Here is a 19,365-nt window from a genome sequence, read left to right as displayed (position 1 = left end):
GCCATCAGTAAGGGATAAAAAAACCAATAGAGCGGCCATCCGCCCTATTGGTCAATACCTAACAGCCACTTACTCAGGCAATTGGTCAATCAACTTATCAAGCGTGACCGGGAGATCATAAACGCGAATACCAACCGCATTGTAGACCGCATTGATGATCGCCGCTGCCGCACCAGAAATAGCCGTCTCACCAATGCCTTTAATGTGCATGGGGTTGGTATACGGATCGTCTTCTTCGACCAGCATCACCTCGAGCTGAGGCACATCGGCATTGACGGGTACATGATATTCAGCAAGGTCATGATTACATAAGCGGCCATCACGTTTGTCGTGGATGACCTCTTCCATCAAGGCTGAACCGATCCCAAATATCATGCCGCCATAACACTGCGACGTAGCGGTTTTGTGGTTTAGGATACGTCCTGCGGCAAATGCACCTGTCATACGTTTGACACGAATCTCACCCGTGACGCGATGAACAGCCACTTCGGCAAAGTTTGCGCCGTAGGACGCTTGACGATATTTTTCATCGTTTTTGCCCGGTTCAATTTTACCTTTGGCGCTCAGCTTTTGCTCATCATACTGTTCTAGTATGTCACTGAGCGCATGCGTATTGCCATTATCAAAGTCATATGGCACGGTTTCAGTATCGGGGCGGCCGCTAACCGACTTGGCTTTTTTCATTGCCGCCTCTTTTAGCTTATTGCCCGTTTCCATAAACGACTGCTTGACGCTGGGCGCATGCACGCCTGCTTCCTTGATCGCGCCATTTTCTATCTGCATGGTGTCGGCATGCAAACCAACGGCTTTGGCAATCAGTTCGCGCAACTGCTCACAGGCAAGGCACACCCCGCTACCCGCGCTTGCCGCACCCCAGCTACCACCAGACCCAGCCGCTTTTGGCAGGCTACTGTCACCGAGCTGCATCTCGATATGGTCAACTGGTAGTCCCAGCATATCAGCTGCGATCTGAGAAAACACCGTATACGAGCCAGTACCGATATCGGTCATGCCCGTTTCGATAACTGCTTTGACACCCAGCGCTTTTGAGCTATCAATCTGCAAGGTGGCACGCGCTTCAGAAGGTTGAAGCTGGTTGCCGCGTGAGGCGGCAGCCATGCCCATACCGATCCACCAGTCACCTTCTAGGCGGCTGGCTGGTTTGGCATTGCGCTGATCCCAACCAAAGCGCTCCGCACCCTGCTCCATGCACTCGATCAACTTGCGTGTTGAAAAAGGAATCCCTTTGCTTGGGTCTTTATCAGGCTCATTACGGCGGCGCAGCTCAATAGGATCAATCTCTAGCTGCTCGGCCAGCTCATCCATGGCACATTCAAGGGCGATCTGACCGACTGCCTCTCCTGGTGCGCGCATTGAGCCGGACAGTACCAGATTCATATCCAGCATATCGTAGTGTACGCGGCGGTTTTCACCACGATACAGATAATGCGTTGAGAGCGCTACAGGCTCAAAAAACGTCTCATCTGGCAAGTTGCTAGAGATGCTTTCATGAATGATGGTGTTAATCACGCCTGCATTGTCACTACCCAGTGCCACACGTTGGCGGGTATTTGAGCGTCTGACGGTCGCCTCCATCACTTGTGGTCGGGTCATGCTGATCGATACAGGACGCCCCAGCTCTTTTGCCGCCAGCGCCGCCGCGATAGATTCAGGGGCGATACCCAGCTTGCTACCAAAGCCGCCACCGACATAATAGGCAATCAGTTGTACTTGTTCTTCATCAAGCCCCAACGCATCAGCCACTTGCTGCTGACACGACGCCAGCATTTGATTGGCAGTGTACATGATCAGCGTATCATCTTTCCAATACGCCATGGTCGCATGCGGCTCCATCGCCGCGCTGTTTTGGCTGGGAGTATGATAAATCTGATCAACCGTTACCGCTGAGTCCGCCAAACCTTGATCTGGATCACCTTGCGTAACGTTGTTGTTTGAGCCTTGTTTTTCATCGACATCATAAGCATCAGATACGTTCGCTTCAAAATCCAGCACCGCATCGTCAGTATGGTCTTTATAAGTCACTTTTAACGCTTTAGCGCCTTCTGTCGCCGCTTCAAACGTCTCCGCAATCACGGCGGCTATCGGTTGACCGTGATAAAACACTTCAGAGGCACCTTGCTGTGGCGCTTTTTGCATGCCGCCCTGCTGCGGGTTACGCAAAAATTGCTTGGCATCGGTAACGACTTTGATAATATCGGGCATGTCATCAAGCGCGCTACTATCAATGCTCTCGACATGACCTTTGGCAACCGTCGCGCCGACAAGGGCGCCATACGCTTGATTGTCGTGGTAAAACTCAGCAGCATATGTTGCCTGACCGCTGACCTTAAGCGGGCCATCAACACGGTTGATCGGCTGACCCACCAGCTTACTGGCCGTGTTCGCCAACAACGATTCAGCTGGCGCATCCATTGTCATTTTTTTGGTCGGTTCTGACTGGAATAATCCCATGATTATGCTCCCTGAGCCGCTAAGGCGCGCTGAATAACTTGTTTGAGTAAACGACGGGTTAACGCCATTTTAAAGTCGTTTTGTCCGTAGCCTGTCGCATCGCGCAAAAGTATGTCTGCAGCTTGGCTGATGACTTCCGTACTACCGTCGCTACCTGTCAGCACGTCCTCAACGTCAGTATTGCGCCATGGCTGCGTGCCAATACCACCAAAAGCCAGCCTTACCGTGTTTAAATGCCCCGTTTCATTCGTATCAATCACCGCCGCACAAGATACCAAGGCAAATGCATAAGAAGCACGGTCGCGCACTTTGTCATAAGTGTGCATGCCATCAATCGGCGCAGGTAGGGTCACATGCGTGATCAGCTCCCCTGCGTCGAGTACCGTTTCAATATGCGGCGTGTCTTTGGGCAAACCATAAAAATCTTCGATCGCGATGGTGCGAGTAGACCCATCTGCTTTCACCGTCTCGATGCGCGCATCCAATAGACGCATGGCGACTGCCATATCTGATGGGTGCTGGGCGATACAACTGTCACTGGTGCCCAAGATCGCCAGCGCACGGTTTTCACCGTCAATGGCAGGACAGCCTGAGCCAGGATTGCGCTTATTACACGGGCTGTCGGTATGATAAAAATAGTAACAACGAGTGCGCTGCAACAAATTACCGCCTGTTGTGGCCTTGTTGCGTAGCTGCCCTGATGCGCCTGCCAATAACGCACGCGCCAGCACAGGATAATTGGCAGTGACGTCAGGATGCGCGGCCAAATCACTATTGGTCACCAACGTACCAATACGCAACCCCCCTTCATCGGTGGTTTCGATTTGCTGTAGCTCTAAGCGCGTGATATCGACCAATTTTATCGGTGTCTCAATCTCAAACTTCATCAAATCTAATAAATTGGTACCACCTGCGATAAAGGATGCGCCTTCGGCGCTGGCAAGATTGGCAGCGGCTGGTGCTTGGTCTGCACGGACATACTCAAAGCGTCTCATAAGCTGTCCCCTGCTGTGGTTGTCTGTTGGCTGGTTGCGTTAGATTGGCTACTCAGCTGCGCTTCACTTGGTGGCGGAGACCAAATACCAGTAACCGCACGCGAATCAGTGGTTGACGGTACTGGCGCGGATTGGTCTGCCACTTCTTCAGTTAACACTTGCTGAATGGCCTTGATGATATTGGGATACGCTGAGCAGCGGCAAATATTACCACTCATGCGCTCAGCGATTTCTTGTACTGACAACACATCAGGATGCTGCAAGTCGCCACTGACATGGCTTGGCCATTGCTGCTTGACCTCCTCGATAAGCGCCGTTGCTGAGCAAATCTGCCCAGGCGTACAGTAGCCACACTGGAATGCGTCATGATCGTTAAAGGCTTGTTGCAATGCCGATAACGAATCAGGCATACCAATGCCCTCAATCGTCGTGATCTCATCGCCGTCATGCATAATGGCCAAAGTCAGGCAACTATTGACCCTGCGACCATTGATCAGCATGGTACACGCCCCGCACTGTCCGTGATCGCAGCCCTTTTTGGGGCCAGTGATTTGTAAATGATGGCGACACACATCAAGGAGCGTCGTGCGCGAATCAAGATTATCAAACTGATAATCTTTTTGGTTAATCGTTAACGTCAAAGTAGACATGCTGGCTTCTCGCTGGCAGAGGATATTATTAGCGTTTTTATTATCAATAATAATGCTGTAAAAATGATAACTGGGTTCAAGCAACGTTTTTAATAATGATTACTTTCGCTTAAGTTATCAACCGTTTAATTTTATTTTTCTTGTTACTCTTTGGTAAGTCTTTCGTACTATTGACTGTTGTTGCGATTTAATTTTTTTGTTATTACTCATGCACTCGGCTATGATGTTAATGATAATCATTTTAAAAATTAAGACTGGCTACATAGCTTCATATCTCATTGTAAACAATACTATTTTGTTGAATATTCCAATAAAATAATGCACTATCAGCAAATAATGCGCAAAAAAATAATACTGTTTAGATATAATATTTTTTATAATACATAACCAGCATGTCTTGATAAAAAACAGGATGACCGACCTACCTTTTTAATGATCACTTAATAGCCGCTCACACCATATAAATAACGTGGCATAAAAAATAGATAGTTATTTTTATAAAAATACGTTACTTTCTCTTCGATTCGTATTTTTGATAGCATAAATGCTCATATCTCTTGAATTATAAAATTGTACTGACCAAGCATCTATATCTCGCGCTGCTATATTTGGTATGCCAACAGATCATTGTGGCCTCATCAACCTATTTTGTGGCGCAGCTTGCAAAAAGCCTGACAGAAGATCATGTGTCACTGCCGTTTGCAGCCTCTCTCATTGTGGTTTACTTGCCTGCATATTTTTGTGTGACGAATATCGCGCGGGCAAAATATGATGCGCATCAGCGTTATAACGATCAGTTTCATACCACATTCTTAGGCCAGACCGCTTTGTTATCTAGCGAGGATTTACAAAGTACCGCCACAACCACGCTGGCTCAAGAGAGCAGTTACACCCTTGATACAGCGATTGACAGTATCTTTGATATTGCCGCTTTGATATTGAATGTTTTGTTTAATGTACTCATCATAGCTTGGTTTTTAGATGGCATCTTATTACTTGGTTATGCTTTAGGGCTTATTTTTGCGTCCGCATTTGTCCATGTCAGGCGACATGCGTTGAAGTCAGTGGCCAAAACGGGCCAGCAATCACGACTGGATCTGACCGCAAAGCTGTTTGCCAGCTGGGACAATGTCCTTATTTTTAATAAGCATAATTACGCGCTTTATAATAATGGGCTGCAAAACAAATTTTTGACTGCCAAAAATAACAGCATCCAATCTGAATCACTCAAACATATTCATTCAAGCGTGGGCATGATTATCCTTATATTGCCTGTGTTTATCACCACGGCTTTTATTTTTCAAAAAAACTGGCAGGATGCTGCCACTATGGCTGTATTAATTGCAACGCTACCAAGACAGATTCAGCTCATGCAAATGTGTTATGCGCTGATTGGTTATCACACCAGCATCAGTCTGGTGAAAACGATGTTAGATGGTATTTTAGAGGTATTAAAACCTGATACGGTTCATTTGGATCAGTATATCCAAGCCGATCAAATACGTATTAGGCAAACAGGGGCGGTGTTTGATCCAGATGTGTTGCCTGAGCAAGGCAGAATAACGCTGGTTGGTGACAATGGCGTCGGCAAGTCTTGTCTGCTACTCAAGCTAAAACAGCATTACCAAGAGCAGGCTTATTATCTACCTGCCAAGCATCATTTGTATTTTAATCATCATACAGACCAGCAGCATAAAGGCTCAACAGGACAACAACTGATCAAACAAATTGAAGAAATCAGACAAGAGGATCAAAGCACCATCGTCATGCTTGATGAATGGGATGCCCATTTAGACCGCAAAAACACGGAAACCATAGACCACTATCTTGACGCGCTGGCCAAAACAAGGCTGGTCATTGACATCAGACACTAGGGCGTGTCTTCATTTTAAAAATGGTAATAAAAATGAGATAAATTGCCGTCAAACAAGAAAAATAGTGTCGGTAATATCGAAATATTAACAAGCTATTTGACGCAGTTTGGCAAAATTTAGCCATTTTTAGCCCATTTAAATGACCATCGATTGAATTGAAGACATGCCCTAGGTGCGCGATAAAAAATCCAGCTCGTCGATACCCGCCTGCTCGTGCGCTTTAAATGGATAACGATTGGCCATCACCATCCACGCCGCGCTTGCGGCGGGCTGTTCTTCCACAATGCCATGTCTTGGCAACATGCAAATCAGCAAAATATCAATATCCATCGTGACGCGCCTGATACCAGTGGCGTCATCATCTGTATTTGTGCCCTCTAAGCCTACATGATGCTCTGCGCGGCAGCGATTGCATTCGTTCTCGATGGTTTTGCACACGGCTTGTATTTGAGCCAGCGGCATCGGCTCCGTCAGCGATAACAAGGCGCATTGATTGGTATAGTCTGGCTTTGGCTGAGCCGCCGTCGCCGTAAAATCAGGGTTTTCAAAAGCGGTAGACAGTGTCAGATGGCCCAGCAAGGCCAGTCGCTGCCGTACTTTTGGCAGGTAATCGTCAGCCTGATAGTTGCTGCCCAGCGCAAGGAGCACAGCCGTCACTGTCCGCTGCTGTAACGTATCAGGCAGCGCCATATCAAGCGACTGTGAGATCAGTGCGGTCGTTTTTTTCATGACTGTGGCGCTACTGCTCATCGGTATCGCTGCTCTCGGTGGCAGCATGGCGGGTAATCTGTACCCCAACGGCATCAGCAGCGGTGATGGCGGTCGGTTTGGCAATACTGATGGTCACCGTTTGACAAGGATAACGGCTGAGCAATTGCTGCGCGATTTTTTCTGCCAAATGCTCAATCAGCTGCGCCTGAATCTCTTGGCACCACGCGGTGACATCATCGCACACCGCTTTATAGTTGAGCGCATCACTGACATCGTCAGATACGGCCGCTTTGGCAATACTGCTCTCAAGCGCCATATCGATCAGTAATGGCTGGGTGATGGCGCGCTCCCAATCATACACACCGATCACCGCCTCTACTTTTAGCGCTTTGACAAACACCACATCCGCTTGCGTCTGGAACATACTGTATCCTTATGATTGATTTGATTGAGCCGTCATGATGGGTACGTGAGCATGGCGGATTATGTGAGTCATTATATCGGTAGTGACATGGCAGGTTATCCTGTTTTCGCCGCAGCATCGGCACGAAGCTGCGCTGCCTTTAGCTGCTTGCTTGGGCGATGACGCCATAAGTCAATACTAAAGAGCAATAGACCAAACCAAATCAGGCCAAACACGGCCAAGCGGTGCAGGTCAAACGGCTCATGATAATAGAATACCGCCAAAAAGAAAATAAAGGTCGGTGTCAGATAATTCATAAAGCTTAAAATACTATAGGCCACCTGCTTGGTGGATTTGTTAAACAAGAGTAGCGGAATCAGCGTGATCGGGCCTGCCAGCATGAGCAGCCAAATAGACGGCGTAAACCAAAAACTCAGCTGACTGCTTGCCACATCTGCCTGCCAAAACCACCATAGACAGATCGGCACCAGCATCGTGGTTTCGACAAACATGGCATCGACTGCTGTGAGCGGTGTTTGGCGCTGGATGGTGCCGTAGGTGCTAAAGCTAAATGCCAGTATCAAAGATATCCACGGCAAATTGCCCAACATCACCACTTGTATAACCACTGACAGCAGCGCAAAGCCAATCGCCACCCATTGTAGCGTGCGCAGGCGCTCTTTAAACAAAATCATCGACAGTGCCACACCGACCAATGGGCCGATAAAATACCCCAAACTGGCCTCAAGTATCTGATCGTTATTTACCGCCCACACATAGGTGAGCCAGTTGGTCGCAATGATCAAGCCAGAAATAAAGGTCAGCGCGATCCATTTTGGCTGCTGCTTTAAAGTAATGAGCCACTGCCAGCGCTTGGTCACCACCAAGACAACCAGTAGACAAGCAAAAGTCCACACGATACGGTGTCCGATGATTTCGGTCGCATCATACTCCGCCAGCTGCTTGAAGTATAACGGAAAACCACCCCAAATAAAAAACGCACCAAGCGCGGTAAAAATGCCGCGTTTGGTGGTTTTGATGGGAGTTACGGTTTTTTTGGTACTGGTTGAGGTTTGGGTGGTCATAAGGCAAGCAACCGTTTTGGGCGTATATTGCCTGCTTACCGCGGGTAAGCAAGCAGACGTCAAAAAAAATAATAGCGCCATGATCAATCATGGCGCATGACAATAAAACATTAGGGCGTGATAGATAAAAGCAATATCAGCTGTCGATTACGGTGTTGATTGCATCAGCAGTTGGGTATCAGTCTTCACTGCTATTGACTTGCACATTCATACCAATATGATTGGCCAATGCGGCAAAATCAGGGAAGCTGGTATTGACCGTCTCCGTGCCTTCGATCGTGATTTGCTCAGCGGCGCGCAAGCTGGCCACCGTAAAGCTCATGGCAATGCGATGATCGTGGTGTGAGATGATATGACCACCACCAAAGACAGGCTGGCTGTTGTCAACAGTGTCATTATCGCCACTTGCTAGCGCGTTACGGTGCGCGCCTTTGCCATCAATAATAATACCATCGTCAGTAACCGTACAATCCACCCCAAGGGTACTCAGCCCCTCTGCCATGACGGCAATACGGTCTGACTCTTTGACGCGCAGCTCTTTAGCCCCTGTCAACACCGTGCGCCCTTGGGCACAGCTGGCAGCGACAAACAATACAGGAAACTCGTCAATCGCAAGTGGCACCAGATGCTCTGGTATCTCAATACCAACCAAATTTGAGCTGCGAATGGTGATGTCTGCCACAGGTTCGCCGCCAACGTGTGTCTCGTTGCTGAGGCTAATATCCGCATTCATCAATTTGAGAATATCGATAACACCCGTGCGCGTTGGGTTAATACCCACTTGTGTTAACGTCAGCTCGCTATCCTGACTGATGGCAGCAGCCACCATAAAGAAAGCAGCTGAAGAAATATCTGCAGGCACGGCGATATCACCAGCGGTCAGCTTACCGCCGCCCGTCACACTGATGCGGTTGCCATCGACGGTCACCTCATAGCCAAAGGCCGACAGCATACGCTCGGTATGGTCACGGCTGATCTCAGGCTGAGTGACCGTCGTGGTACCCTCTGCCCATAGGCCTGCCAGCAGCAAGCATGATTTTACCTGCGCTGACGCAACCGGCATATCATACTCAGTACCTTGCAAGGGCTTGCCAACCGTATCACGACCTGTGATGCTAAGCGGTGCCGTGCCACTATGACCCGTACTTTGGATCACCGCACCCATGGTGCGTAGCGGCGCGGCAACACGCTCCATCGGACGCTTGTTTAAGCTGGTATCACCAGTCAGCACGCTATCGAATTTTTGTGCGGCTAAAATACCAGACAATAGGCGCATGCTGGTGCCAGAGTTGCCCATGTATAGCGGGGTTTTACTTGGTTTTAGGCCATGCATGCCAACGCCATGAATGATCAACTTGCCATTGCCATTATCAGGCCCTTCGATGCTCACGCCCATATCACGAAACGCTTGTAGCGTGGCAAGGGCATCCTCCCCTTCCAAAAAGCCAGAAACGTGCGTTGTGCCTTCAGCAAGGCTACCGAGCATGATACTACGGTGTGAGATGGACTTGTCACCCGGAATGGCAATGGTGCCAGAGACGGTGTTGGTGGGCGTAATCAGGTAAGAAGATGACATGGTAGAAGTATCCGTATAAGGGGTGCTGGTTAACATATGACCAAAATGTCGCCGCGCGGCTTGCGCTCGGCCCAAAAGTCCCATTAGGGCGGTCGAATCTTGATCAATAATAAGCTGGCGCAGGTGCTGCAAATACACGCCGTATTCATCAAGGGCGCTGACGATGGCGCTTTGGTTGGCAAAAAATATGTCATGCCACATTTTTGGATCACTGGCAGCGATGCGGCTAAAGTCACGAAAACCACCCGCCGCATAGCGGAACATGTCTAGATTATCATCGTGACTTGCCAGCTGCTCGACCAAGTTAAACGCAAGCAGATGCGGCAGATGGCTGGTGTGCGCCAGTATCGAATCGTGGTGATCGGCAGCCATCGCCATCACATTGGCACCGACCGCTTCCCACAACAGTCGCGCTTTTTTGATGGCACCACGGCTACTGCTTGGCAGCTCACAGATGATAACGCTGTGATTGGCGAATAAGGTGGCGCGGCGAGCATGGTAGCCCGAATTTTCAGCGCCTGCAATCGGGTGCGCGGGTACGAAGCCCTCAGGCAACGCATCATCAAAGGCGACTCTTGCCGCCTCAATCACATTAACTTTCGTGCTACAAGCGTCCATGATCACGCAGTCGGGCGACAGCTGACCACTGTCCATCGCGGCCTTAATCGCTTGAAATATCGGCTGTACCGCTTGGACAGGCACTGCAATGACGATCAAGTCACTACCTGCCACCACCTCATCCAGCAGCGCACTACCCGCATCCAGCAAACCGTCATCAATGGCTTCGGTCACGCTGGCGGCATGCCGATCTACCGCCGTGATGCGAGCGCTGAGCTGGTTGTCTTTAATGGCTTGAGCCAAACTGGCACCAATCAACCCCAAACCAATCACACACGTCTGCTGAAACAGCGGCGCGGCGGTTAGGAGTGATGTCTTTGAAAGTGTTTTTTGCATAACGAGTAACTTAACATGATCACGCTTGGCACTGATGACATCACGATCACGATGCCATGCAGCGGTTGATTTACAGTTAACGGTTTGGCTGGGGTGTCACACCTGCTGCCGTTTAGTCGTCGTTTAAGATAGAACGTAACGTGTCAATCAGACGTAGGTTGTCTTCTGCCAGCCCAACCGTGATACGCAGCCAATCTTCTAAGCCGTAGTTGGACAATGGCCGAACGATGACCCCTTGCTCAAGCAGCGCTTGATAAATCGCTGACGCGTCTTCCATTTCTACCATCACAAAGTTGGCCTGTGAGGCAATAAAAGCCAGCCCCAAGGCATCAAACTGCTTGGTGAGCCACTGCATTTGCTCTTGATTGGTCGTGCGCGTCTGCTCGATAAAGGCTTGATCGCCAAGTGCCGCTTCAGCCGCCGCAAGGGCAAGGCGGCTGACGTTAAACGGCTGACGAATACGGTTCAGTAGATCAGCCACTGGTGCTGAGCTGAGCGCATAACCGATGCGCAATCCTGCCAGCCCATAGGCTTTTGAAAAAGTACGCACGATGACCACATTATCAAAATCATCGAGCAGCGCTTGATGACTGCTCTCAGGGGTATATTCGATATAGGATTCATCGAGTACCACCAAGACATCACTTGGCAGGCCAGCCACAAACTCGCGTACTGCCGCCCGTGTCAACAACGTCCCTGTTGGGTTGTTTGGATTGGCGATAAATACCAGCTTGGCATGATCATTGTCCAGTACCGCCGTACGCATGGCCTCAAGATCATGACCATAGCGATGTGAAGGCACTTCAATGCTCACCGCGCCCTGCATTTGTGTCACTAAGGCATACATGGCAAACGCATACTGACTATAGACGACCGCATCATTATGACCGACAAAGCTACGCGCCAAAATATCTAGTAAGTCATTTGAACCATTACCCAGTGTGATGCACTCATTAGGGACATTGGTAAAATCCGCAATGGCTTGCTTGAGATAATAGCCGTTGCTATCAGGATAACGAGCCAGTTGACCCAGCTGCTCGGTGATCGCCAGTGTCACAAAAGGTGAGCAGCCCATTGGATTTTCATTACTTGCCAGCTTGACCACATCTGAGACACCGTATTCGCGTGTCAGCTCCTCGGCAGGCTTTCCCGTTTGATAAGGAGTCAGTGCCAAAATGCTGTCATAAGCAGGGATCAGCGGTGATAAATCGTTCATTGACATAAAAATCCTTAGGGGTCTGCGCCCTTTTTATAGGCTATTATTATTCAAACAAAATGATATATGCCGTTATCGTTTGTTATATGGTCTCGTTTTGTAGGCTGATACGACCATATCATCACTCATAGTTATTATAGGACGGCTTTTGGATACGAGCCCAGCACGCGCAAATCTTTTACCAAAGGACGGATATCAGCAATGGCGGCGCTGACATTTGCATCATTGATGTGACCATTCATATCGATAAAGAAGACATAAGCCCATTTGTTTGGACGCTCAGGACGCGTCTCAATACTGGTCATCGATACGCCGTGATACGACAATGGCTTTAATATCTCAATCAAAGCGCCTGCTTTGTCATGCGCCGAGACCACAATGGAGGTTTTGTCTTGACCTGACGGGGCAACTGACTCGTGACCAACGATCAAAAAGCGCGTGGTGTTGCTTGGGTTGTCTTCGATATTAGAATACAGCTTGTGTAAGTCATACTCAGCCGCAGCCACATCACCTGCAATGGCGGCAGAGTGCCATTCGTTTTTGAGGCGGCGAGCCGCTTCACCATTACTAGAGACCGCGACGCGCTCTACATTTGGGAAGTTCACATCAAGCCAATGACGGCACTGGGCGAGTGACTGCTGATGTGAGTAGATACGGCTTAGGCTATCAACCTTGGTATGCTCGGCGACCAAGAAGTTTTGGTGAATGGGCAGCTCGACTTCACCGATGATTTTAAGCGTTGAAGACAAAAAACCGTCCAAAGTGTGATTGACCACGCCTTCAGAAGAGTTTTCAACTGGCACCACGCCGTACATGGCGGTGCCTGCTTCTACTTCGCGGAACACGTCAGTGATGGTGTTTAGCGGCATGGTATCAGCAGCTTTACCAAAGTGTTTGAGCGCAGCGGCATGAGTAAAGGTACCTACAGGCCCCAAAAAGGCAATGCGCTGCGGCGCTTCCAAATCCAAGCAAACCGACATGATTTCACGGAACAAGCGCGCCATCTTTTCGTCAGCGATCGGGCCTGTGTTGCGATCCATTACCGCTTTTAGCACCTGCGCTTCACGTTCAGGACGATAAAAGATGGGGTTTTGCGTCTCACCCTTGGCATCTTTACTGCTTAGATTGTGCTCTTTTTTGACCGTCGCCACTTGCTGCGCCAACTTGGCACGGTTGTTGATCAGGGTCTGGATCTCACAGTCTACCGCATCAATGCTTTGACGCAGGCCGTTTAAAAACACTTGGTCGGTTGTGCTATCGCTGACATCAGAAGTCACTTGATTTAGATTGTCGTTTTGTTGATTTGATGACTGCTCGCTCATTACCGCCTATCCTTTTTTAGAACTGTTATTGATCACTATGATGAGAATGGGTGCTGGGTCATTTGGGGCTGCGCCTGATCACTTAATTTACCTCAAGTCAGTTTTCTTAAACAGTCACAACGATGTTAAGAAGAGGTTAAGAAGGCACATACTGTATTGGCTGATGACCTACCAGCCGCCCCTACTATAGCAAAAACTGCGCACAGTGCCCATGCGTAAATACGCTAAATAAAATAAATGCCTGTAAATGACAAAACAAGCGTACCCTGCAGCGTCGTCAAGCATTACCAAGCGGCGGCAAACTCAGGGCGAACCCAAGCCCAAAACTGTGTTACAGTTTCAGCTATTCTATTAGCCAACTTTTCTATTAGCCGACTTTGCCACCCACTCTCACAATAAGGATAAAAAATGAGCGCATTACAACAGCTTCGCACCATGACCACAATTGTCGCTGATACTGGTGATCTGACCGCCATTGGCCGCCTAAAGCCGATTGACGCCACCACCAACCCAAGCCTGATCACCAAGGCGCTGACCCACCCCGACAACCAAGCGATGCTGGCAGAAACCATGAGCCGCCACCAAGGTGATGTGGACGCGGTGATTGACGCCCTGACCGTTCAGCTTGGCTGCGATATTCTCACATTGATCGATGGGCGCGTGTCCACCGAGGTTGATGCAAGGCTGTCTTATGACACCAAGGCCACGATTGATAAAGCCACTGCCTATATTGACGCTTACCAAAAAGCGGGCGTCGATCCACAGCGGGTACTGATAAAAATGGCCGCCACGTGGCAAGGAATCGAAGCGGCGCGCTATCTGGAAACACAAAATATTCACTGCAACTTAACCTTACTCTTTGGTCAGCATCAAGCAGTGGCCTGCGCCGATGCAGGCGTTACCTTGATCTCGCCTTTTGTCGGTCGTATTTTGGATTGGCAAAAACGCCAGCAGAACCGCCAGCAAATACCTGTGAGTGAAGACATGGGTGTGCAGTCGGTTAAGCTGATTTACCAATATTACAAACAGCACGGCTACGACACGCAGGTCATGGGCGCAAGCTTTCGCTCAGTAGAGCAGATATTGGCGCTGGCAGGTTGCGACTTGCTCACCATCGCGCCGGACTTGATCGATAAGCTGGCGGCGCTGGATGTCGACGTGCCGCGCCAGTTATCTCCTGAGATGGCCACAGCACTGGCACCAATGACCCGTGTGGGCTTGACGCATGAAGAATTTAGCGCCGCCTACCAACAAGACAAAGTCACTCAAAGCTTATTACCCAAAGGCATTGATGGCTTTATCAATGCCCGTGATGAGCTGGCACAAACATTGGCCGCCATTCGCCGTTAATTGTTCGCCGTTAATTGGCTAAAACATGGCACACACTTAATACTTTAAAGCATAAAGTATAAGCCATAAAAAAGCGCCCATCATCAGGGCGCTTTTTTATGTTGCAGGCTTAAATGATCAGCCTTTTATGCTTTTAATACCGTATATACAGGCACAGGAAACTCGCCATGCAAATCGACCAAATCCAGCAATACCAAGACCCCGACAACGGTATGCGCCGCAGATTGACACAGCTCATAAGCCGTGTTTAGCGTACCACCAGTGGCAAGAATGTCATCAACGAGCAGCACCCGCTCAGGTGGCAGGTTGTTTTGCATCTCAAGCGTGTCTTTACCATACTCTAGCGCATAAGATTTGTTGGCCACAGGTGGTGGCAGTTTGCCAGGTTTACGCAGCAAGATCATGCCTTTACCCAAGCGACCTGCCAGCAAGCTTGCAAATACAAAGCCGCGCGCTTCAACCGCGCCCAAGCAGTCCACCTCATCCATCAAGCCTTCTGGCAAAGCGTCCAATAGCGCATCGATCACCGCATCGATATGGCTGCGCAGTAGCGGCGTGATGTCATAAAAATCGATCCCTTCTTTGGGGAAGTTTGGCACGGTGCGAATGATGTCCCAAAAAGCGTGATCGGTATTTCGCGTTGTTGTAGATGAATGTGCCGCGTCAGTAGCGCTCATAGTAACCCTTACTTTAGATATGGCTGGTTAACTGTTTAAAGAGTGAAAAACAGCTCAAATTTTTGGTGGCTATCATAGCATAATTCGTCCGTGCTGACGGCAAAAGCGGCCAAAATCTTACCCTTATGGCACAGCAGCGGCACCATAAATATGCTACGGTGACTTGATAAGTGCGAGGCCATCTCAATATACAAGTGTAAACTTAAGCACGTATAAATCAGATATATGCTACACTACGTGCGTTTTTGTGGTCTGTAATTGGACTATAGAATTGGTAACTATGATAGGACTGTTTATGAAACGTTATGAATGTATCGTCTGTGGCTGGATTTATGATGAAGCACTTGGCTGCCCCGAAGAAGGCATTGCTCCAGGCACCAAGTGGGATGACATCCCTGATGACTGGACCTGTCCTGAATGCGGTGTCGGTAAACTTGATTTTGAGATGGTAGAACTTTAAGCAGGAGCGCCCATGATGCACTCTCACAACGATACAGACGCCGAATCAGTCAGCACTGATGAGCGGCAGGCGACCAGTAGCCATACTGACTCACGCCAAGCTACTGACGATGCGACTGGCCTTGTCAATAGCTCTGAGCAATACCCAACGCCCGATTGGGAAAAGTTTGGCCCGCACCGCTGGCGGGTTTCCGATCTGAGCGAGCATTTGTATCAATCGATGATCGATATCGGCGATGGCATTGAGCTGTGTGTTGAGGCAGGCGGTAACCCAAACCACCCACCCCTGCTGATGGTCATGGGCCTTGGCTCACAAATGGTATTTTGGCCAGACAACTTTATCAAGCGCTTGATTGATGCTGGATTTTTTGTGATTCGCTTTGACAACCGTGATATTGGCCTGTCTTCTAAAGTACAAATTGAGGGCTTACCGCGTGTCAGTCAGCTCAAAATGATGCTGCGCTTGCAAACTGGCTTATCTAATAAAAGCCAGCAGGTCGCCTACAATTTGACTGATATGGCAGAAGACACCGCTCGCTTGATCAAGGCACTGCATCTGGGCAGCACCCACTTGCTGGGCGCGTCTATGGGCGGAATGATTGCCCAAATCGTCGCCGCCCGTTATCCCAGTTTGACCAAGCGACTGGCACTACTGTTCACCACCACCAATCGCGCCTTTTTAAGACCACCAAAGGTCAAGCAGCTCTATACTTTGATCAACCGTCCAGAGAGTCATTCTGAGCGTGACATCGTACGTCATAGTGTTTGGTTTATGAAAACGGTCGGCACGCCCGGTCATGTCAATGTACGCACGGTACGTGAGATCGCCAAACTGCGTTATCAGCGTAACTTCCATCCCCTTGGCACAGTGCAGCAGCTCAATGCGATTTTGGCATCAGGCTCGATCAGTCGCTTTAGCAAACAAGTCAAAGCGCCCACCATCGTGATTCATGGTAGTGCAGATGGCTTACTACCGCCCTCTCAGGGCCGCGTGGTTGCCAAAACCATCCCCAACGCTACTTTCCATCTGGTTGAGGGTATGGCACACGATCTACCTGACTATTATCAGCCTTATTTGGTTGATTTGATTCGCAGTCATTTGCTGGCGTAAGCGGCATAAATAATCGTACAAAAAAGAGACGCTATCAATAGCGTCTCTTTTTTATGGATGATGATACTAAACCGTCATCATTATCTAATCTGAGCAGTCCACTGTTTCACCTTTAGTATTGATACACACCTTCTGACCATTTTTAAGCGTGCTGACCCATGCCTTACCGTCCTTAAACACCCATGCTGGTACGCCATGATAATTGTCACGGTCTAACGCATCGCTATCAGCAAATTGGAACGGGATCACCAGCCTTCCGCCCAGATTGACAAAACCCCATTTGTCATCAATGCGCACGCCTGCCAGCTGTTCAGAAAACGGCCTGACTTCATCAAACGAATAATTAATCATGATCTCTTCTTGATCATCAATAAAGCCCCAGCGTCCATCTTGCTTGCGCGGTGTCCAAGTGGTAACGGGCGCAGCGGTGGGTATCTGCGGCTTTATTGGAGTGATGTTTGGCTCACTGCTGGCGCTGAGAGGATTGCTGCTCGGCATCTGCTCATTGGGTGACGGTTTTGGTTCTGATGGCATTGATATCAGATTGCCATTTTTGTCAATACTGGTGGTGCCTTGGCGGCGTTTGACCTGCGCGGTGCCACTGCGATAATCCTCAATATTACGAACATCGCCTGCAAACGCAAAAACCGTTCGGTTGCTGGTATCGATCACACCAAAGTCGCCTGCGCGTTTGACCACAATACGGCCTTCAGACACTGGTCGCGCCCAACCGCTGCCATCACTGATACGATCATACATGGTCGGTATCACCTCCTGCCCTTGCAGGTTGATATACCCAACACGGCTACTGCGCTGCACTGGCATGAGGCCGCCTGCGATTTTGTCCGCGGCCACGCTTTGGTAGCGCGACAGGTTCGCGACAGGCTTGCCACTTTTGTCAATCAGTGCCACAGGCGCACCAAAATCTTTGGTTGCCAAAAAATAATTGCGATTGGCAGTACAAGCGACATTTTTATAGTAGCTTTTGGGCAGCTGACAACTGGCAGCATGCGCCGCTGGCATGGTCAATAAACTACCATACAGCAAACCTGCAAACATTGCGGCTTGAGAAGAAAAAGACAGATATTTTGTTGGTAAAGTTATCTTGGTCGTTAACACACGACGAATATAAGTATTACTTAAAGACATAAATAGACCTAGAGTAGAGGGCATCATTAAACCTTCCCGATCATAAGAACACTACAGATAAAACGCTAGGAAAATATGACCCTATCACAGCGCTCGACAGATGATCGGGGCGTATAGTATGATGGCTAAGATTAGCCCATTTTTAGCTGAAAGGGTAACAAATTCCAAGGCTAAGACCAATACACATCCTGTAAATATGTAACGACAACCTATACTTTTTGTCCGCTATCTGTGCGGCCTACCTAAAGTATCGCCCTGTTCACTTATTTTACCCTATCTATCAACAGCCATACTTTTGATGATACACCCACATGACCAATCACTCTTGGCATGCTATAGGGCGGTCAGTGTTTGTCTTTTTTTTGGTCATAACAAACCACCGCAACAAACTTTTTTCGACTACGATATCGTAAGGATCGCTTATGGCTGTCACCGACTCCCGCTCTGCTGCTATTGGTCTGACCATTGGTTGTATTATTTTTGGTCTGGGTAGCTTGATCGTTGCACATGTGGATATTGGTGGCTGGGCCATGTCTTTTTGGCGCTTGGCGGTCTCTGGTATCGTGTTTGCAGTATTGGCAAAATTCAGCGGCCAAAAACTGCCGCACTCTCGTCGTGCTATTGTCTTTGGCCTGCTCTCTGGCGCATTTTTGGGTCTGGATTTGGCACTGTGGCATGAGAGCATTCATGCCGTTGGCCCAGGAATATCCACGCTACTGAACAGCTTGCAGATTTTCTTTTTGGCCGCGATTGGGTTTTTGTATTTTAATGAGCGCCAGTCGATTGTGCAGCTGGCAAGTTTGGTGCTGGCCATGCTGGGTGTGGCAATGATCGGCAGCCCTGAGTTTTCACACAATACCAATGCCACTTGGGGCTTTGTCACAGGGATTGTCTCTGGGGCGATGCTGGCGGCGTCCATGACCTTTATTCGTAAGACTCATGATGCCGAGCCGACACCAATCTTTGTGCTGATGCAACTGGTCAGTATTGGCGGCGTGCTGGCGATGATTGTACCGATGCTGATTTTGGACGCTGGGCATATTATGCCCAACACCATGGCAGATATTGGCTGGATTTTGGTATACGGTGCGGTGATGCAGTGCTTGGCGTGGGGCTTGATCGCCTACTCGATTCCAAAATTATCGCTGGCGCTGACAGGATTGCTGCTATTGACTGAGCCTGTCGCCGCCTTAGTGATTGATTACACGTGGCTGGACAAGCCCATTAATGGTCTACAGTGGGGCGGCGCGGCGCTGACCATGTTTGCCATTTATTTGGGCTCGTTAAAACCCAAACCGCGTGCCCTGCGCCAATACCGCTTTTTTTCACGCTTTTACAAACGCCCATAAAATACGTGCCTG

General features: G+C 49.2%; 16 protein-coding genes. 5 read left to right on the top strand and 11 right to left on the bottom strand.

What is annotated here, in order from left to right; genetic code table 11:
- Positions 1-69: 69 nt before the first annotated feature.
- The 3 genes from ACFI32_RS12445 to ACFI32_RS12435 are packed head-to-tail and all read right to left on the bottom strand — an operon-like array spanning position 70 to position 4,117.
- Positions 70-2,472: a molybdopterin cofactor-binding domain-containing protein gene (locus ACFI32_RS12445; RefSeq protein ID WP_462626917.1), complete on the bottom strand. Its 2,403-nt coding sequence runs from the start codon at positions 2,470-2,472 to the stop codon at positions 70-72.
- Positions 2,473-2,474: 2 nt separating this feature from the next.
- Entirely contained in the window at positions 2,475-3,467 is a 993-nt protein-coding gene (locus tag ACFI32_RS12440) for an FAD binding domain-containing protein (protein WP_462626916.1), read from the bottom strand.
- Positions 3,464-4,117, bottom strand: coding sequence for a 2Fe-2S iron-sulfur cluster-binding protein (locus ACFI32_RS12435; RefSeq protein WP_462626915.1), 654 nt, complete (start codon positions 4,115-4,117; stop codon positions 3,464-3,466). Before ACFI32_RS12435 ends, ACFI32_RS12440 begins: the two co-directional genes overlap by 4 nt.
- 557 nt (positions 4,118-4,674) lie before the next feature.
- Here ACFI32_RS12435 and ACFI32_RS12430 point away from each other — a divergent pair.
- A complete protein-coding gene (locus ACFI32_RS12430) occupies positions 4,675-5,991 on the top strand; it encodes an ATP-binding protein (RefSeq protein WP_462626914.1) in 1,317 nt (438 codons plus the stop codon).
- A gap of 168 nt (positions 5,992-6,159) precedes the next feature.
- Here ACFI32_RS12430 and ACFI32_RS12425 read toward each other — a convergent pair whose 3' ends face one another.
- The 6 genes from ACFI32_RS12425 to pheA all read right to left on the bottom strand — a co-directional run bounded on the left by ACFI32_RS12425 (position 6,160) and on the right by pheA (position 13,258).
- On the bottom strand, positions 6,160-6,720 hold the full coding sequence (locus ACFI32_RS12425) for a 2-amino-4-hydroxy-6-hydroxymethyldihydropteridine diphosphokinase (RefSeq protein ID WP_462626913.1): 561 nt from the start codon (positions 6,718-6,720) through the stop codon (positions 6,160-6,162).
- A gap of 10 nt (positions 6,721-6,730) precedes the next feature.
- Positions 6,731-7,126, bottom strand: a complete 396-nt coding sequence (gene folB / locus ACFI32_RS12420) for a dihydroneopterin aldolase (RefSeq protein ID WP_462626912.1) — start codon at positions 7,124-7,126, stop codon at positions 6,731-6,733.
- A gap of 95 nt (positions 7,127-7,221) precedes the next feature.
- Positions 7,222-8,190 carry an EamA family transporter RarD gene (gene rarD, locus ACFI32_RS12415; RefSeq protein ID WP_462626911.1) on the bottom strand — a complete coding sequence of 323 codons (969 nt, stop codon included), beginning with the start codon at positions 8,188-8,190 and terminating at the stop codon, positions 7,222-7,224.
- 178 nt (positions 8,191-8,368) lie between these two features.
- The gene (locus tag ACFI32_RS12410; protein WP_462626910.1) at positions 8,369-10,720 is read right to left on the bottom strand and encodes a bifunctional prephenate dehydrogenase/3-phosphoshikimate 1-carboxyvinyltransferase; all 2,352 of its coding nucleotides are present in this window, start codon (positions 10,718-10,720) and stop codon (positions 8,369-8,371) included.
- A gap of 112 nt (positions 10,721-10,832) precedes the next feature.
- Positions 10,833-11,942 (bottom strand): histidinol-phosphate transaminase, encoded by a 1,110-nt coding sequence (hisC, locus tag ACFI32_RS12405; protein WP_462626909.1) that lies wholly within the window; start codon positions 11,940-11,942, stop codon positions 10,833-10,835.
- Positions 11,943-12,070: 128 nt separating this feature from the next.
- Positions 12,071-13,258, bottom strand: coding sequence for a prephenate dehydratase (gene pheA / locus ACFI32_RS12400; RefSeq protein WP_462626908.1), 1,188 nt, complete (start codon positions 13,256-13,258; stop codon positions 12,071-12,073).
- A 408-nt stretch (positions 13,259-13,666) separates the two neighbouring features.
- Between pheA and ACFI32_RS12395 the strand changes: the two genes are divergently transcribed.
- Positions 13,667-14,608 (top strand): transaldolase, encoded by a 942-nt coding sequence (locus ACFI32_RS12395; protein WP_462626907.1) that lies wholly within the window; start codon positions 13,667-13,669, stop codon positions 14,606-14,608.
- Between the two features lie 125 nt (positions 14,609-14,733).
- Here the strand turns inward: ACFI32_RS12395 and ACFI32_RS12390 are convergent, their stop codons facing one another.
- A complete protein-coding gene (locus tag ACFI32_RS12390) occupies positions 14,734-15,285 on the bottom strand; it encodes an adenine phosphoribosyltransferase (RefSeq protein WP_462626906.1) in 552 nt (183 codons plus the stop codon).
- A 295-nt stretch (positions 15,286-15,580) separates the two neighbouring features.
- Between ACFI32_RS12390 and ACFI32_RS12385 the strand changes: the two genes are divergently transcribed.
- Both ACFI32_RS12385 and ACFI32_RS12380 read left to right on the top strand, forming a co-directional pair.
- Positions 15,581-15,745 (top strand): rubredoxin, encoded by a 165-nt coding sequence (locus ACFI32_RS12385; RefSeq protein ID WP_199507880.1) that lies wholly within the window; start codon positions 15,581-15,583, stop codon positions 15,743-15,745.
- 12 nt (positions 15,746-15,757) lie between these two features.
- Positions 15,758-16,855 carry an alpha/beta fold hydrolase gene (locus ACFI32_RS12380; RefSeq protein WP_462626905.1) on the top strand — a complete coding sequence of 366 codons (1,098 nt, stop codon included), beginning with the start codon at positions 15,758-15,760 and terminating at the stop codon, positions 16,853-16,855.
- A gap of 84 nt (positions 16,856-16,939) precedes the next feature.
- Here ACFI32_RS12380 and ACFI32_RS12375 read toward each other — a convergent pair whose 3' ends face one another.
- Positions 16,940-18,004, bottom strand: coding sequence for a WG repeat-containing protein (locus ACFI32_RS12375; protein ID WP_462626904.1), 1,065 nt, complete (start codon positions 18,002-18,004; stop codon positions 16,940-16,942).
- 422 nt (positions 18,005-18,426) lie between these two features.
- Here ACFI32_RS12375 and ACFI32_RS12370 point away from each other — a divergent pair, with 422 nt between their 5' ends.
- Positions 18,427-19,353 carry a DMT family transporter gene (locus tag ACFI32_RS12370; RefSeq protein ID WP_462626903.1) on the top strand — a complete coding sequence of 309 codons (927 nt, stop codon included), beginning with the start codon at positions 18,427-18,429 and terminating at the stop codon, positions 19,351-19,353.
- Positions 19,354-19,365 lie beyond the last annotated feature (12 nt).

Source organism: Psychrobacter sp. PSi21, from assembly GCF_054960615.1.
This window is presented reverse-complemented; position numbering and strand designations above follow the sequence as displayed.